At 62.8% G+C, this 15639-nt stretch carries 19 protein-coding genes; 10 read left to right on the top strand and 9 right to left on the bottom strand.

Annotated elements, in window-relative coordinates:
- Window positions 1–56: 56 nt before the first annotated feature.
- Entirely contained in the window at window positions 57–800 is a 744-nt protein-coding gene (locus tag BLW05_RS30760; protein ID WP_093167830.1) for an IclR family transcriptional regulator, read from the top strand.
- A gap of 816 nt (window positions 801–1616) precedes the next feature.
- Here BLW05_RS30760 and BLW05_RS30755 read toward each other — a convergent pair.
- Entirely contained in the window at window positions 1617–1838 is a 222-nt protein-coding gene (locus BLW05_RS30755) for a hypothetical protein (protein ID WP_093167864.1), read from the bottom strand.
- Between the two features lie 417 nt (window positions 1839–2255).
- Between BLW05_RS30755 and BLW05_RS30745 the strand changes: the two genes are divergently transcribed.
- Complete coding sequence (locus BLW05_RS30745; protein ID WP_093167826.1) at window positions 2256–2798, top strand: SET domain-containing protein; 543 nt, start codon at window positions 2256–2258, stop codon at window positions 2796–2798.
- Window positions 2799–2912: 114 nt separating this feature from the next.
- On the opposite strand, the gene BLW05_RS30740 is transcribed toward BLW05_RS30745, so the two are convergent.
- The gene (locus BLW05_RS30740) at window positions 2913–4952 is read right to left on the bottom strand and encodes a T6SS phospholipase effector Tle1-like catalytic domain-containing protein (RefSeq protein WP_093167824.1); all 2040 of its coding nucleotides are present in this window, start codon (window positions 4950–4952) and stop codon (window positions 2913–2915) included.
- 130 nt (window positions 4953–5082) lie between these two features.
- On the bottom strand, window positions 5083–5298 hold the full coding sequence (locus tag BLW05_RS30735) for a hypothetical protein (RefSeq protein WP_093167822.1): 216 nt from the start codon (window positions 5296–5298) through the stop codon (window positions 5083–5085).
- Window positions 5299–5507: 209 nt separating this feature from the next.
- On the opposite strand from BLW05_RS30735, the gene BLW05_RS35695 reads away from it, so the two are divergent.
- Window positions 5508–5945 (top strand): hypothetical protein, encoded by a 438-nt coding sequence (locus tag BLW05_RS35695; RefSeq protein WP_143044975.1) that lies wholly within the window; start codon window positions 5508–5510, stop codon window positions 5943–5945.
- 186 nt (window positions 5946–6131) lie between these two features.
- On the opposite strand, the gene BLW05_RS30730 is transcribed toward BLW05_RS35695, so the two are convergent.
- The 3 genes from BLW05_RS30730 to BLW05_RS30720 form a co-directional block, all read right to left on the bottom strand.
- Entirely contained in the window at window positions 6132–6353 is a 222-nt protein-coding gene (locus tag BLW05_RS30730; RefSeq protein ID WP_093167820.1) for a hypothetical protein, read from the bottom strand.
- 94 nt (window positions 6354–6447) lie between these two features.
- Complete coding sequence (locus BLW05_RS30725; protein ID WP_093167818.1) at window positions 6448–7485, bottom strand: tyrosine-type recombinase/integrase; 1038 nt, start codon at window positions 7483–7485, stop codon at window positions 6448–6450.
- Between the two features lie 231 nt (window positions 7486–7716).
- Window positions 7717–8415: a hypothetical protein gene (locus BLW05_RS30720; protein WP_143044974.1), complete on the bottom strand. Its 699-nt coding sequence runs from the start codon at window positions 8413–8415 to the stop codon at window positions 7717–7719.
- Window positions 8416–8621: 206 nt separating this feature from the next.
- Between BLW05_RS30720 and BLW05_RS36625 the strand changes: the two genes are divergently transcribed.
- A complete protein-coding gene (locus BLW05_RS36625) occupies window positions 8622–9128 on the top strand; it encodes an H-NS histone family protein (protein WP_093167814.1) in 507 nt (168 codons plus the stop codon).
- Between the two features lie 80 nt (window positions 9129–9208).
- On the opposite strand, the gene BLW05_RS35685 is transcribed toward BLW05_RS36625, so the two are convergent.
- A complete protein-coding gene (locus tag BLW05_RS35685) occupies window positions 9209–9577 on the bottom strand; it encodes a type II toxin-antitoxin system RelE/ParE family toxin (RefSeq protein ID WP_143044973.1) in 369 nt (122 codons plus the stop codon).
- 21 nt (window positions 9578–9598) lie between these two features.
- Here BLW05_RS35685 and BLW05_RS30705 point away from each other — a divergent pair, with 21 nt between their 5' ends.
- Window positions 9599–10270, top strand: coding sequence for a hypothetical protein (locus BLW05_RS30705; RefSeq protein ID WP_143044972.1), 672 nt, complete (start codon window positions 9599–9601; stop codon window positions 10268–10270).
- A 23-nt stretch (window positions 10271–10293) separates the two neighbouring features.
- Here the strand turns inward: BLW05_RS30705 and BLW05_RS30700 are convergent, their stop codons facing one another.
- Window positions 10294–10545: a SixA phosphatase family protein gene (locus BLW05_RS30700; protein WP_256330564.1), complete on the bottom strand. Its 252-nt coding sequence runs from the start codon at window positions 10543–10545 to the stop codon at window positions 10294–10296.
- On the opposite strand from BLW05_RS30700, the gene BLW05_RS36170 reads away from it, so the two are divergent.
- The 5 genes from BLW05_RS36170 to BLW05_RS30680 all read left to right on the top strand — a co-directional run bounded on the left by BLW05_RS36170 (window position 10537) and on the right by BLW05_RS30680 (window position 14862).
- Window positions 10537–10791 (top strand): hypothetical protein, encoded by a 255-nt coding sequence (locus BLW05_RS36170; protein WP_177142866.1) that lies wholly within the window; start codon window positions 10537–10539, stop codon window positions 10789–10791. The two genes, BLW05_RS30700 and BLW05_RS36170, sit on opposite strands and share 9 nt — an antisense overlap.
- 267 nt (window positions 10792–11058) lie before the next feature.
- Window positions 11059–11193 (top strand): aspartate 1-decarboxylase, encoded by a 135-nt coding sequence (locus tag BLW05_RS36325; RefSeq protein ID WP_143044971.1) that lies wholly within the window; start codon window positions 11059–11061, stop codon window positions 11191–11193.
- A 390-nt stretch (window positions 11194–11583) separates the two neighbouring features.
- Window positions 11584–12159: a biotin transporter BioY gene (locus BLW05_RS30690; RefSeq protein WP_093167806.1), complete on the top strand. Its 576-nt coding sequence runs from the start codon at window positions 11584–11586 to the stop codon at window positions 12157–12159.
- A 22-nt stretch (window positions 12160–12181) separates the two neighbouring features.
- Window positions 12182–13696: an AMP-binding protein gene (locus BLW05_RS30685; RefSeq protein WP_093167804.1), complete on the top strand. Its 1515-nt coding sequence runs from the start codon at window positions 12182–12184 to the stop codon at window positions 13694–13696.
- The gene (locus tag BLW05_RS30680; RefSeq protein WP_093167803.1) at window positions 13693–14862 is read left to right on the top strand and encodes a thiolase family protein; all 1170 of its coding nucleotides are present in this window, start codon (window positions 13693–13695) and stop codon (window positions 14860–14862) included. Before BLW05_RS30685 ends, BLW05_RS30680 begins: the two co-directional genes overlap by 4 nt.
- Window positions 14863–14868: 6 nt before the next feature.
- On the opposite strand, the gene BLW05_RS30675 is transcribed toward BLW05_RS30680, so the two are convergent.
- Window positions 14869–15579 (bottom strand): nitroreductase, encoded by a 711-nt coding sequence (locus BLW05_RS30675; protein WP_177142879.1) that lies wholly within the window; start codon window positions 15577–15579, stop codon window positions 14869–14871.
- Between the last annotated feature and the right edge of the window lie 60 nt (window positions 15580–15639).

The following is a 15639-nucleotide window of genomic DNA, read 5'->3' as shown; positions in this document are numbered from 1 at the left end:
CGGCATCCAACTCACTACAATTTCGGTTCACCAGATGAACCGACGGCATTCAACAAATGAGTGTTAACCCTGAGTCGACAGTGCAGGCGACGGTGCGCGCGCTGGCGATCCTCGATGTCTTCACCATCGAAGAACCGCACCTCGGCTTGAGCGAAATCGGCCGCCGCACGAGCCTGCCCAAGGCGACCGCGCTGCGCCTGTTGAAAACCTTGGCGGCGAGTGGCTACGTGGCCCAGAACGACAACGCCGAGTGGCGCCTTGGGCCCGCCACGGCGTCGCTCGGGGCGCGGTACCAGGTGTCCTTTGACATCCGCGCGAATGTCGAGCCCGCCCTGCGCAAACTGTCCGATGCAACAGGGCAGGACGCATCCTTCTTCGTTCAGGACGGCAATCGGCGGGTGCGTCTGGTCAAGGTCATGTGTCCGGAAGCCCAGCACAGCCCCGCGCGCGTGGGGGAATCGATGCCGCTCGATCAGGGCGCTGCTGGCAAGGTCATGCTGGCGGCGCTCGGGCAGCGGGGCGAGTTGTACGACCAGATCAGGGCCCGTGGCTACCACGTGACCGTGGGCGAGGCAAAGCGAACATCGGCCAGCATTGCGGTGCCCGTCTTCGGCAGCCGCTGGCGCGTCGTTGGGGCCTTATGCATCGGTGCGCCGGCAGGCGCGGACGCAGAGACAAAGCTGACCCGGTTCGCAGGACGATTGAAACGCGCGGCCGAGTCGCTTTCGGCTGCATTGAGTTACGACGATGACGTCGCAACGCGACGCCTGATAGTCGCACGGTCGACTTGGCATCCCTGATGCCGTCGGTGGCCTAACCAGGAAGTCGTGAGTTCGTTCGCTAGGGTCGGCGGTGGAAACCGTTCCATTGCATCGACCGCCTGAATCCGCAGCGAGCTTGCAGTCGAGCGCTTCTGCCTACTTAGAAGACGGCTTTCGCTGGAAGGCGGCAAAAATCGCCTTCCGATAGCGTCAACGACCTTGGGGTGGCATCAGCATTGGGCTGCGTCGCCGGCGAACGGCTTTCTCTAAGATTGGCCTGGTGGCGTTGCGGATGAGAAGTGGAAGCTGCCAAGGAAAAGATGGCAGTACGGCACGACAGGTCATCGGCCGTCGAGCTATCCAGCTCTCTTGTGGCGATTCACAAAGTGGCTAGCAACTGCGTCCGTCAGTGTCGCAGAACATCCCCCAGAAAGGCCCGCGCCCGCTCATGCTTCGGCGAGGCAAAGACGATCTCATTGCGACGCGCAGATCATGGGCGTCTCGCGTTTCACGGTGGCGATATTCCATCCCACACGGCCTGCGGCCGCCAACGCCATGTTCGAATCGCGATGGCTCGTGCGGCTTTTTGCGCGGGGCCAGGTTTGATGACTGAGCTGATCAGGTCTGCGGTCGTGGGCGCCGAACATGCACCAGCCGAAGAGCCCGGCGGCGAACCTGCCGCCGGGCTGGGTTTCCCGTTCGTGCTGCGTTTGCCTTTGAGAGGCTGCGATTGCCTACGTGAGAGGCGCACCGGAAGACTCGGTGCCGACTCTACGTCGCCATGGCGCGTTCCGGTGCCACGACTTGCATCAAGGTGAATCTGTGGCGAGGTACGACTTGACCTGCGCGGCGGCTCTACGCCTTGACGCGGACGATCTCCACGGGACCAATGCCCGAGTAGACCGTCTGCCCTGTATTCAGGGCGATGACCGTCCAGCGATCACCAGGGGTGATCTTGTAGTCGCCAGGCTCGAAGTCGAGCTCGATTTCCTCATGGAAATCCCGCCCGAGCCATGACGGCGTTCGAAGCACTGCTGGAGACCGGTCGCTGGCGAAAAGGTCGAGAGTCTCGCTCACGAACACCTCGGCGCACAGACGAGATGGTTCTTGCCGAGGAACCGTTTCGAGGTCATGTTCGATCGCGGTGCGAACTTGCCGCACTTGAAGCACGACATCATCGATTCGGCGCGGGGTGTGGTGATGATGGATCCCGGCGACTTTTTCACGTATCGCAGGCCGTCCTGGGAGAACTGGGTGTCGGACATAGGGGCGGAATTTTACCCGGCAAGAATTTTTCGCATCTTGCTGCGAAGTTGTTGAAGAAGCTCGACCTGCGCGGACGCACCGTCAGCCGGCGCGCGCAGTCGCCCTTTCATCGTTCGGCACGTCGGACGAACGACCAACGGCGAGCAAGAAAAAGGCGTATTTGAGCGTGAGGCCGCTTCAGGTTTGCGCACCGCAACATAGAATCGTCGGCCCCCCGGGAAAGGTTCTATGTCCAGGCGTTCCCTCAAGACCCTCAAGCGTTCCTCAACGCCTTTCGTGCGCGTCGGGGCGAGCGGCGTCCATGGGCTTGGTGCCTTTGCGACCTGCTCGCTCCCTACCGGTGCCGTACTCGGACTTTATGAGGGGCGGCGCTACAGCCCCGCCGAGGTGGCTGCCCTGGATTGGGACAACCAGCTCACCTATCTCTTTTCGCTCACGAACGACGAGATGATCGATGGCGCCAAGGGCGGCAATGCCACGCGCCATTTCAATCACGCGTGCGATCCGAACTGCGAGGCGATCGAGGAGTATGACGAGGCGGGCGAGCTCATCGTGAAGTTCGTGACCCTCGTCCCGATAGAGCCTGGCGAGGAGCTCTTCATCGACTACAACCTCACGGCCGACGACGACGCGCGGGCATCCGACTACCCCTGCCACTGCGGCTCGGACAGTTGTCGCGGCACCATGCTGGTGACCGAGGCAGAGGGCCGTCAGCACGAGACGATGGAAGGGTCAGCAGAGAAGGAAGCCAAAGAGGTGGTGGTCGCTTGAGGTTCAGGCGAGAGCGGAACGAGTTCTGAGAACGGGTATTTCAGCACCTGACTTTCTATCGGCGCGCAAATCTGGCCGCGCGATCAGGCGAGCCGGCGTATGAGGGTGAGCCAACTACTGAACTAAGGCGAGCGTGTCTCTCTCCGAGGTCGGTCCTCGGGCTCCGCGACTAACCTCACCCGAAGCGGCTGGGTCATGGGAGACAACAAGAAGTTCGTCTGGCTTTCGCCCCACCTTGCCGACTGCCTTCGTTGGCCATACGGCCAGTAGCATCCGTCCACCTCCAAAAACCGACAGGCACAACAGATAGCCGGTCACCTTGGCCAACGACGAGATGCCTACGAGGTAGAGCGTTGCCTGCGCAAAGCTTGGAAGCGACACGGCCTGGAGGGCCATGAATAGCAGGGTCGCGAGGTCCTCCAGCACATCGCCACCCACTGCCAACGCCGGCAGCCATCCCATGGTCAGTAACCAAGCCGGCCTGGACTGCCCGGGGCGTCTCCATCCTGCCGCCCATGTGAACACGCGCGAGGCCAACCGCGCGATCACGTATCCGGCACAGGCCACGAAGAGCAGGTCAAGAAACATCGCCCATCCCGGAGAGAACTTCGCGTATTCGGTCCAGACCTCCGGATTGCGCAGGCCACCAGGCGGAGCGGGCTTGCAGTCCGGACGAATGGCCGTGACATCGATGGTCCACGGCGAGATGGTGGCCAACTGCTGCATGGCAAAGCTGCAGCCAGCGGCGTTGCCTAGGGTGACCCGGCCGTCCGGGGGGCCGAGGTTCCACCCGGAAAGCATCGAGAACAGCACGGCGAACACCACAGCCATCACGAACGGCCAGAGCTTGCGGCGTTCATCCCACACGCTTGGCCCCGCGAGGTACTTCGGCTCGGGCGCTTTCACGTCGACCGCAATGCCATCCTTCGCGCCTGCCTTCGCTTGAGCGTTGGTGAGGATCTTTTCGTCTTGCATGCGGCGTACTGTCATGCCCGCCAGGGCCCACAGAGGCGTGTCGTGCAATGGATCGTGGCGCAACGGAAGCTGCCCGGGAAAGACGTATCGTGAAGGCGTGCCGAATTCGTCGGAGTCGGGACGTCCGGGATCTGACAAGGATTCGAGCTCGGGGATTTCGAGTTCCTTTGCCACTTCGTTCACCATCCACTGCAGCGACGCGTCGCACAGACCGGTCCGCTGGTTTGGATATGCGGCGCTGTCACTCTGGGCACCAGGGTAGCTGCCGCCGATGTCGCAGTGCACGCCTGGAAACCACAGTTGCTTGAGAGTACGGCCATCAGGTGTCGTCACTTCGCTCGGTGAGTCGTACAGGCGCGGAAGGAACGGCCACCGATGCTCGTCGAGTGCCAGCGCGTGACGCACGTTGCGAATGTTGGGCTTGTCGTGGAATGTGGCGGTCGATGGATTGTCGAGAGAACCGAGAATTGGCAGTCCCACCGATTCCACCGTGTCCCACACGCCGACCCAATAGATTTGTGCCTCTCGCGCGAAGTTGTTTTTGACCTGCAGCGCCAGATCCTTGCGCGTGACCTTCGAGGCAACTTCCTCGGAGCCGTGCACGGCATCCCCCTGCGCCTTGCCTGGCCTGGCCAAGCCGACATGCAGCCACGTCGCTGCTGCACGACGCCAGTTCTTGCGCCCGTGCACTTGTTCCGAGAAGGCCGGCTGCGAGAAATAGATGCGAACCAGCGTGGGGATCATCGCCTCGTGCTGGGGACGCAGCACACCGAAGAGATTCACCATGCCCACGACGGCACGGGCCGTGAACGCTCCCCGAGAGAAGCCGAAGCAGAGGATCCGCGCGCCCGGTACCCACTCGCGCATCAGAAAGGCATACGCCTCACCAATGTTCTCGTACACACCGCCGCCGGACGCCAGACCAGCAACCCGCTGCCAGCGGCGCTTGACTAGATCAACGAGCCCGGTGGGTGGGGCACTGTCAGGCGACCCAACGCCAGGGTCGTAGTAGAGCGTCGAGGTGTCAGGGTCCACGTGCTTGCGGAGATAGCCGTAGAGCCGCAGGACGTTGGTATCTTCGAAGCCGCCGGTCAAAGTGTTGTTGGTGCCGTCGCAGCACACCACGAGATTGCGCTCGCCTCGCGGGCTGCCGACGGTGGGATCGAGTTGCTCGTCCATCTTTACACCTCCCTCAGGGTTTGATCGATGTTGCGCTACACCGCATGAGCGTTAACCAGCGACGAAGAGTCGAAGCACGTTCGCCGCTGTACAAGAAGCGACCCGCGGCTTCACCACCGCCCCTGGCGCATCATCTCGGGATGAGCTGTGAGTCTTCATCAGCGCGGCGTCTCATTGCGCGGAGCACGTCGTCCGCACGTCCTTCCGCAACCAATCTCTCCGCAGTCTTGTACTCCAGCGGAATGATCGGCTCGGTCCGGTACCAGCGGATTGCTCGCGCAATGTCGCCCCCACTGGCATCGCGCGCGGCATTAAGGATCTGGTGACTGAGTGGAAGGTTCGTCATGGTCGTGATCTCTTTCGGCCAGTGTGCCTCGGACGGGCGCCGATTGGAAAATCAACACCTCATCAATTCGGAGGAAGAAGTCGAGCCGATCCCCCAACCAAAGGGTTGATCTACTGTTCCAGCAGCCCGGCTCGCTCCCGTGCACTTGCGCGGTGCCAGATCCAGGTTCGCCTTCAGCCTTGCATCTACGGCGGCAGGTTCAAGACCGCATGTCGATACTCGGCGTATGCAGTGGGTCGGAAATCGACGACCGGCACAGTTCGCTCTTCCTCGGAAAGGATGACCCGAACGTTGGCCTCCTCTCGCACCCAACAGCCACGAGCCACCTCTCCGTCCCACGTGGCCAAGAAGCAAACCCGACGCGGCGCGGGGCACTCGCCGAGAGCGTCGGTCAGTTGCAAAAGGCGAAGCGGGCTTCCATCCGCAACGAAGAGGACATTGGGCGTGAGGTCGCAGCCGGCAACGCAAGCACAGCAGATGAAAACCGCCAGTCCTGGCCACGACGAAACGCCGCAGGTCTGGAGGTATGCACGTGGGAGCAGGAGCAACCGCGTCAGGGAATTGAGATCGAACATGATTCAGGTCCAAAAATGCAAAAAGGCAACGAGTCGAACTCGTTGCCTTTGAGGGGGCGTCTGGCGAAGTGAGCGGGCTAAGTGCCCAACATAATTCGACCGCGCTGCTCAAATGCAACGAAGGTGCGAAAGCTCAGAATCGATAGGCGCTTGGACACGATGAATGCGTTCAATGTGTGACTGGTGCGGAGCAGTCTAGGCCGGCCGCGGGTGCTTGTCTACGTGAAAATTGCCAAACAGATGCAGCAAGGTCTGCGCTCAAGGCGGGATCAGCGTGCGCCACGGCCTGGGCGTAGTAGCCATAAGCTTCTCGTGGAACTGAGAGCCTTCGCCGATCGCTCCATCAATCTTCTGCGCGAGATCCGGGGCATCCTTTGGATAGATGTCGACCTCCATTGAGACAGTGAAGACCTCTTCGGGATTCGGAACCGGACCAAGAATCGACTGACTTCCGACGATGATGAACTCGAAATCCAGCAAGGGCAGGTCCGCACAACATGGTTTTCAGGAGCGCCAAGGGTCGTTGCTCGTGACTCGATCGAAATTTGACGTTCCGCTTGGGAGAAGTGACCGACTAGACGACCTCGACCGCAGCCGGGAGCACCCGCTCGTACCGTTTCATCTCGCCAGGTTCGACGCCCATCCACCGGGCGATCTGCTCCGCGCTTGTTCCTCGGCGCAACTGCCGGATGGCGAACGTGTGCCTCAACCTGAATGAGCCCCCTTCGCGCGAGGCCATACCAGCGTCCTCGAGGACCTGCAGAGCGTTCTTGTACTGCGAGTCCGCCTGCCAGGGCTTGCCCGTGCGCGTCGAAGGAAAGAGGAACGTCCCCGCAACACGCGCCTCTTGGCGTACCTGTAGCCAGTACTGCAGCAGTTCCGCTGCCCAGGGCGCGATCGGCGTCTCGCGTGGCTTGGACGTGCCGTTGCCCGGCACCTGCAGTTTCCAGGGCAGGCCACGGATCCTGCTGCCCTGTGTCACCGGTGACTCTAGCGTTAGCGCCCGCACGTCGCCCGGCGTGATCCCTGCGCCCAATTGCAGTGCCACGGACGCCCGATTGCGCACTTCCTGCCAGGTCATCGCCGCCAGCGCGTCCCGATTGCGACCCGGCCGAGGTCGGGCGGAGGAGAGGTGAACGATCAACTGCCGGGCTTCACCCACCGTCAGGTATTCCGGCAACGGATCCTCGCGCTCAGCTTCGGAAAACCGCACTTCCGGATTGGCTGCGATCCAGTCGGCCGCCGCAGTGTTGGGCAGGGCATCCGTCTGCGCCGCACGGTGTCGCAGCACCCGATCGATCAGGCGCATCAATCGCAGAACGTAGCGAGGGGAGAGCGACTGGTCCGAGGCCTTGCGCCCGAAGCGCGCAGCCTGATAGGCCTGCAGATCATGCAGGCCCAGGGTTTCAAGCGTCACACGCGGGGATTGCCCCAGGCACCAGCCGGAGAAGCTGTCCCACATGGCCTGGTAGACCTCTGCGGCGCTGGGCCGGCGCAGCGCACCCGTGCCGCGCTGGTCGGCGAGCCAGGCCGCAAACGCATCGCCAAAGCTCGTGGCAGCGCCTTCGGGCGAGGAAGCATCGTCGAACAGCGAAAGGCTAGCGCTGCCCATGGAGGTACGAGATCGCATAAATCGGTTAACGGCGAGCGAATTGACTTCTGATGAGCCTGAATTTTCCTTCAGGGTAGGGCGGTGTTTCCTGTATGGGTTCTTTATCGTGGCACTCCGTTAACCTATTTTCCTCTAACGCATTGGCCCTGACCAGGGATCGATCGATACAGCAAAGCATGTCGACCTCTGGCGCGACCCGAATCCCACTCCGCCTTGGGAGTGGAGCAAGGGTCACCGCAGGACCAGCGATCTTTCAATCGCTGCCTCGTTCAATCTCAGTGCGCTTTGATCTGCATTGCCAAGGCTCCAGGCCAGAATGTCATTGATCGCGTCCCACGCAAGTTCGTCAGCGGAATAGGTGCCGTCGGGTTCTGGCGGCTGCGTGAGCCGTCGAGGGACGAGGTGCTCGAACGCATGGAGGCTCGCGAGGACAAGCAGGTCAAACGGTGTCGAAGCCTTGAACGTTGTCTTCAGATGGCCGACCAACGCCAAACGCTGCCATACGCCAAATCGAAGATGGCAAGGACTCGACACAACTCCGCGATGGCAGACGGCCAGTTGGCCCAGCTCCGTGCGGCGGGGCGAAGTCTGACAAAGAACCAGCTCGGAATAGCGAACCGCACGACACACGATAGCGAGGAACGCCGTTGCAATGCGCGAAAGGAGTGTGGCGTTGGCGATGCGCTCCTGCGCAAAGTACCGCGCCAGAGACAACATCATCGCCTCCGATTCCCAGATTTCCGCCGGAAGCTCATTCCAGAGCGGATTCATCCAGACGTCAGCATCTCGTTCGCGAGAGGTGATCTTTTGTTTGCCACGCAGACGGGGTCTTCCGTCCAGATAGGCAGTGGCCGTCGCATCTGCCGCGTCTTTGGGGGAAGCGCCCGTGGCCACCTGTTGACGAAAATATTGCTCGTAGTAGTTGGTCACTGGAAGTCGAAGGAATCAAGGGCAGCACTTCGAAAGTGTCGATCGACGAGTGATCTCAAGAATGTAGTCGAGACTGCACGACGCGTGGCCGCGAGAATTTCAATGATCCGGGTATCTAATTTCGTGATGTCTCTTATTGGTTGTCGATCGGGCTAAATCCGAGTGCAGTAAGCTTGCGCTCTCAAAACACTGAATGAGGTTAGCCAATGGCCCGATCCCTTGAACAAATCCAGCAGCAGATTGCCAAGCTGCAACAACAAGCCGAAGCCCTCCGAAGCAAAGAAGTGACGGGCGTGATTTCGCGAATCAAGGTTGCCATCGATCACTATGGCCTGACTGCCGAGCAACTTGGCTTTGGATCTGTTCCTGGCGCCACGAAGCCAACGCAAAGCAAGGTCCAGAAAGAGAAGACTGCGACCCGCGTGAAACTCAGCGATGGAAGTGGCAACAGTTGGTCGGGTATGGGAAAGCGGCCGAACTGGTTGCGAGAGGCGCTGGCTGCTGGCAGGTCGATTGACGAGTTTCTCACCGACAAGGCAACGGTGAACGTGTCCACCGCTCAGCGCCCGACAAAGGCGCGCAAGAAGCGCCGCCCTTCGACTGTGGTGTATCGCGACGATGCCGGGCATTCCTGGACCGGCCGTGGTCCACAGCCGCGATGGCTGAAGGAATCGTTGGCCGCAGGAAAATCGCTCGAGGATTTCAAAGGCTGAGCGCCGGCCTGACGCCATTGCTCGCAATCGCGTGGGCTGCAGGCAACGTCAAGCGGCGCGGGCCAATCGGCCGCTTGGGATCAATGCTTGAAGCGTGACTCTCGCTGCGCCCGCAAGGCCAGGATGAAAACCGTTTCGGCCTCGGCCAAGTAGCGGTAGAGCGCGACGTAGCTTCTGCGGCCTTTGCCGATGACCAATTCCCGCTTGCCATTCTTGACGGGCCTGCCAATCAGAGGGCTGTGAGAGAGCACTTCCACAGCCTCGATGATCTCCTCAATGCGCACGGAAATGTCCTCGACCTCATGTCGCTCCATGTGATCGAGGAAACGGTCAAATGCATTGGGGCGACCGGCGCAATTCACCTTCGAAGAGGCGTCCCTGAATCCTTCACCAAGCGGGGCTTCACCGACTCGGAGAACTCGACGGAACGCCGACGACAATCGTTGCATCCTCTATCGCAGTCAAATCCCATGCTTCCGGCGCAGTACCTCCTCCTCACTCTCGCTGATCACCGTTCGTCATCTCTGGAGCTTGCACAGCACGGCCAGGACCCGGGAAGCTATGCCCGCTGCCTGAACATCGAAGGTCGATGGGCTGTGCAAGGTTCAACGCGTGCGCCTTTGCTCGTTTGGCCCTCTTCGCAGTTGGAGGCCGCCCGCGAAGCTGCCACGCGCGCGGCCGAGGCCCGCCGCCGACCCGTTGAAATCCTGACACGAGGCAATTCAGGCTGGGTCGAGGGGCGCGACATTGAGGTTTTCACCGGGGCCTTCGAATCTGCGCTCCTTGAACATACGCCGCACAGCGCAGCAAAGGCGAGACGGCTGCGAACCGAGGCGGACAAGCTCGAAGCCTTCTGCCTCATCGTGCGGCAGGCTTCCGCAGCAAAGGATCACGAGGAATTCGCCTCGGTCAGGCTCGCCGCGGGAAAGGCACTGCGTGCGAAGTTCGGGGGAGGCTCGATCACCTCCGCATTTGCCTGGTTGGCTGGCAAGGCTGGGAGCGACGCTCTTGCGAGCGTTCTTTCAGGGGAGGTGGAGTTGGAGGGGCCGCTCTCCATCCAGGAAATCGTGGCGGCTACAGAGCTCGCGCGGGAAGCCGAGTTATTGCAGATAGGTCAGGGCGCAAGCGCGACGAAACATTGACGGTCGCTTTGGCTCAAGAGCACTTAGGCGCACAGACGAGATGGTTCTTGCCGAGGAACAACGATCCTCTTGCGTGGGCGGCCGATCTCGTCGGCGATCAACTGCGCTGTTGTCAGCGCGCGCAGAGCTGGGCTCGAGACAAGCAGGTCGGGCCTCACCCCGCGCTTTCCGAGGCGCTTGCCCATCGTCGGGGCGTCCTGCCGGCCACGGTCATCCAACGGTCGCTCCGGGTCGGGCAATGACGGATCGTCGCGACTCGACTTGGCATGCCGCACAAGCAAAGGTTTTCACGATCAGCTTTCGGTCTCGTTCAGCTCTACACCCGCTTGCGAGACCCCGCTGGCACCGCTGAAGACCCGCGCCACGGTTTCGGCGAGATGCAGCCAATGGCGCCCGTCGTGGCCAGCACTGCTTGCTCATCACCCCTGAAGCAGGTCCAGCGCCACGCCAGGGGTGATGTTGCAGTCGCCGGGTTCGAGATGGAGTTCGATTTCCTCATGGACGACGTTGCACAGCACTGAGGGTTCGGAGGGGAGTGGTGAAGGGGCGCGGAGAACAGGTCGAGGGCTTTGGCCATGCTCCGACGGTTCCGGCGGCATACGTACGGGCAGCGGTGTCTTCGACCTCGAAAGCCAAGTCCGGTGTAAACATGCGCAGCCGCAAATGTGACCCACCGCCGTTTTTCGACAGCGTCGGCATTGTCAGAATCGCGCCTTTTGCTTCGCGACACCGCCGTCATGAAGGTGACGCGATCCATCCAGATTCATCTTTCCCATTCTGAACTCCCCATGTTCCGAATCCTGCTCAAGTCCAAGATCCATCGCGCCACCGTGACGGACTGCGGCCTCGTGGTCGATCTCCTCACAACTGGGCAGAGCCCGGCTGACAACGGTTACGCCAAGGACAACCCATGGGATATCTGAGGCGATGTCTGATGGAAGTTCGCGCGGCACAGGGTGAGCCGGGCGACTACGACCTTCATGTAGAACTTGCTCGACCGACAGAAGAGGGTGTCTTGCACGACCAGTTCTTTCGGCATCAAGGACATCAAGGAGCGACTCCTCACCAGCCACCGGCCCTGACCTATCGAGCGGGGGTCACATCCGATCGAACGTGAACCGCCAGCTGTCTGCACGCACATCCTGCCTTTTTCGGCATCCACCTCGAAATGGATTTGGCCGATCGCGATGGCAAGCGCGTCTTCATCAATCTCAACTGAGCCTGGAAGGGTCACGGATCGGCGTCGTTGGTGACCAACGGGGCAGGTCGCGGCGCGAACCTGACGCATTCTGAAATTCATCCCCACGACAAACATGAACAAAGCGCCTTCGGCCAATTCCTCCCGCACCCTCGCACACATCGCGCTCTTCGCGGCATTGATTGCAGCGATGGGGATGATCCCCAAGATCGATCTGCCCTTCGGGGTCCCGATCACCCTGCAGACGCTGGGCGTCATGATGGCCGGTTGCCTGCTTGGCGCAAGGCGCGCCTTTCTTGCGGTCGGCCTCTTCTTGCTCGCGGTCGCGTTGGGGATACCGCTGCTGGCCGGGGGACGTGGTGGCTTGGGCGTATTCGTGGCGCCGTCAGCCGGATTCCTGATTGGATGGCCTTTCGGTGCGGCGGTAAGTGGTTTTGTGATGCGCCGCCTGTCGCACCTCCACGGCCGCGCGCTGCTGGCCGGCGCCTTCGTTTCGGCCCTGGTGGGCGGTATCGGCGTGGTCTATGTCTTCGGCATCGCCGGCCTCGCGTTGATCGCCAAGCTCTCCGTCCAGCATGCCGCGCTCGCCAGCGCCGCGTTCATCCCAGGTGACTTGCTGAAATGCGCGATCTGCGCGGTGGTCGTGCAGACGGTCGTGCGCGGATTGCCCCATTGGCGCTTGGCCGAGTGAGGCCGACCGACGCCGCTTGGCTATGCTGGATCCAGATCATGCGAGCGAGCGCTCGTACGTAGCTGGCGCCGCGCGCATTGCGTCGCCGCCCGAGTTCGAAACCGTTCACGATCCGATCGCGTACTGGGCCGCCCGCACACCGAAGGCGACGGCCATCGACGATGGCTCGCTGCGCTTGAGTTTCGAGGCACTGGCCGAGCAGATTGAGTCCGCAGCGAAGTCGAGTGCCCGAGCGCTCGGCCCAGCGCCGGTGTGGGTCGACGAAGCAGGCACACCGGGCGAGCAACTCGTCAGCTTTCTGAGGATCCTCGCTGCAGGCGATTCAGCCGCGGTCGGTGATCCCGACTGGTCGCCCGAGCTGCGATGCAAGATCACCGAGTTGTTGGGCGCGTCATCGACCGGGACGCCGGCGCGCGACCTGACGCTTCCCCCGGGCTCGTTCTACGTGGGCTTCACGTCTGGCAGCACGGGTGTCCCCAAGGGCTTCGTGCGAAGCCACCGCTCCTGGACGAGCAGCTTCGAGGCCTGCCTCGAAGCATTCGGCCCGGCTGTGCGCACCCCGTTGCTGGCGCCAGGACGCCTTTCGCATTCGCTGTTCCTGTTCGGTGCGCTGATGGGCTTATGGAGCGGAGCCGGCGTGCGCCTGCAATCGCGCTTCTCGGCGGGCGCAGCGTTGCAGACGCTGGGGCAGGGCGATGCTCGAAGCCTCATCGCCGTGCCCAGCCAGCTCATCGTGATGCTCGAGCAGGCTCATCGTCACGGCCTGCGCGCCATCGAGAAGACGCAACTGGTGATGATCGGGGGCGCAGCATGGCCGCGGGCACGAACGCCGCAGTTGCAGAGCCTGTTTCCCAACGCGCGCATCGTCGAGTTCTATGGCGCATCCGAAACCAGCTTCATCGCCTGGACCGACAGCCGCAGCGACCTGCCAGCGACCGCCGTGGGGCGGCCGTTTGCGAGCGTGGATCTGCGCATCGACAGGGTGGGCGGGGCACGCGAAGACTCGGCTCTTGCTGCATCCCCGGGTTTGATCTACGTGCGAAGCCCCATGGTGTTCACCGACTATGTGACACCCTCTCTGGCCTGCGGTGCGACGATCTTGCGCGACGGCGAATGGCTGTCCGTGGGCGACATGGGTCATCTCGATGCCGACGGCGTGCTCCACCTGGTGGGCAGGAAGCAGCGCATGTTCGTCGTGCAAGGCAAGAACCTGTTTCCCGAGGAAGTGGAGCAGGTCCTGACCGACCATCCATCCATTGCGGCAGCTTCGGTCCAGGCCGTGCCCGACGGCGTGCGCGGCATGCATGCAGTGGCGGTGCTCGAGTTGGTTCAGCCCATCGATCGCGCGACCCTCGCGGACTGGTGCAGGGCTCGCCTGGAGCCCTACAAGACGCCGCGCCGGGTCTATGTTTGTGCCGACTGGCCACGCACGACGGGCGGCAAGACCGATCATGCCGCCCTGACGCAATGCCTGGCCGCAAATCCGGAGGGACCAACGGACTGGCAAGCACTGCCTTGGCGGCTTCCAGGCGCATGACATCGGATGCGTCGGTCTTGCTCGCTTGGGCCCGCAGCGCGGTGGTTCCGCGGGGCGGTGCGCTCGCCCATCTGGCAGCCCATGAGATTGCGGCACCGGTTGTCCGGGCGCTGCTGGTGCGTGGCGGTATCGATGCGTCGGCCGTCGATGCGGTGATCTGTGGCAACGCGCTCGGCGCAGGCGGCAATCCGGCGCGCATGACCGCGCTCGCTGCCGGCTTGCCCGATGGCACCGCGGCCTTCTCGATCGACACGCAGTGCTGCTCCGGCCTGGATGCCGTCGCAATGGGCGCCGGGTTGATCGCCGCCGGGCAGGCGCAAGTCGTCGTGGCGGGCGGTGTCGAAGCCTGGAGCCGCTCACCGATCCGGCAGCATCGTCCGCGCACGCAGAATGAGGCGCCGGTGTCCTACGAGCGGCCGGCGTTCGCACCCGACCCATCGCGCGACCCGGATCTGACGCTGGCTGCGGCCCGATATGCCGCGCAGGCGGGCATCACGCGTGCGGCGCAAGATGCATACGCAGTGAGCAGTCATGCCAAGGCTCTTGCATGGCGCGAGCACATGCCCTCGGAAATCGTTCCCGTCGGGGCGGCAGTACAGGACACCTATGCGCGCTCGATCACGGTCGATCGGGCGGCGCGCATACCCATCGAGGCTCTCTCGGATCAATGGGTCTCATCAGACGATCGACGGGTCACGGCGGTCAGTCGGCTCGCGATCGCGCCGCAGGCCGACGGCGCGGCTTTCGTCTTGATGGCCTCGCCGCGGGCATCGGCCGCCCTTGGCGCGCGGGCCTTGCTGCGTTGGCGGGCCGCGCTCGCAGTGGGCACCGCGCCTGAGATGCCCATGTTGGCTGCAGCGCGTGCTGCGAAGGACTTGCTTCATCGGCAAGGCATCGAGGCAACGGCTCTTTGGGGCACGGAGCTGCACGAGGCATTTGCCGTCCAGGCCATCGCGTTCGCAGAGGAGCTGGGCATCGAGCCCGAGCGGCTGAACCGCGGAGGAGGGGGGCTTGCACGTGGGCACCCCATCGGCGCGTCCGGTGCCGTTAGCCTGGTCCGCCTTCTCGCCGATATGGCGCGCGAAGCGCCGTCCGGCGCAATGGGACTCGCCAGCATCGCCGCTGCTGGCGGCCTCGGCTCGGCAGCGTTGGTCGAAAGACTCTAGCTTCCGCTATCGAATCACGCGCAGGTAGTCCGACACGTCGCGTCGCACAGTGCGCACCATGTTCTCTGGAGCCGATGGGTCGGCATAGCCGATCGAGAGACCACACACGATGGACTGGCCAGCGTCGAGCCCCAGCACCTCGCGCACGACACCGGGGTAGGAGGCGAGTGCGCCGATCGCGCAGCTGCCCAGACCCCGCGCGGCTGCCGCCAGCATGAAGCCGTACAGACACATGCCCAGATCCATGTAGCAACCGCTGCCCATGCGGGCATCGATGGTGACCACCAGCGCGACCGGTGCGTCGAAGAAACGGAAGTTGCGTTCGAACTGCTTGCGCCTTGCTTCCTGGTCGTCCCGCGCTGCGCCGAGCGCGCCATAGAGCGCTTGGGCGGCTGCCACCTGACGCCGGCGCAGCGTCATCGGCATGGGAATGGGGAAGTAGCTGTAGTCCTCGTTCCGGGGAGCACCGCTCCGGTACATCTCCACCAGCCGGTCCGAGAGCTTCTGGCGCGCCGCGCCGTCGATTCGTATGAACTCGCCCGGCTGCAGATTCGCCCCACTGGGCGCGCGTCGCGCCTCCTGCAACATGTATGCGATCCATTCGTCCGGTACCGGGCTGTCGGTGAAACGGCGTGTAGAAGTCCGACCATCGGCCAGTGCCGACCAGCCTCGCACGGCTGCATCGCGCTCGTCCTGCAGGCTGCCAATGTCATTCATTCCCATTGGGCCATTTTCATCGCAATCGTCCGATGGGCACACACGCAATGCAACCGCCCA

The organism is Variovorax sp. YR216, from assembly GCF_900107745.1.
Classification (GTDB): Bacteria; Pseudomonadota; Gammaproteobacteria; order Burkholderiales; family Burkholderiaceae_C; genus Variovorax.
This window is presented reverse-complemented; position numbering and strand designations above follow the sequence as displayed.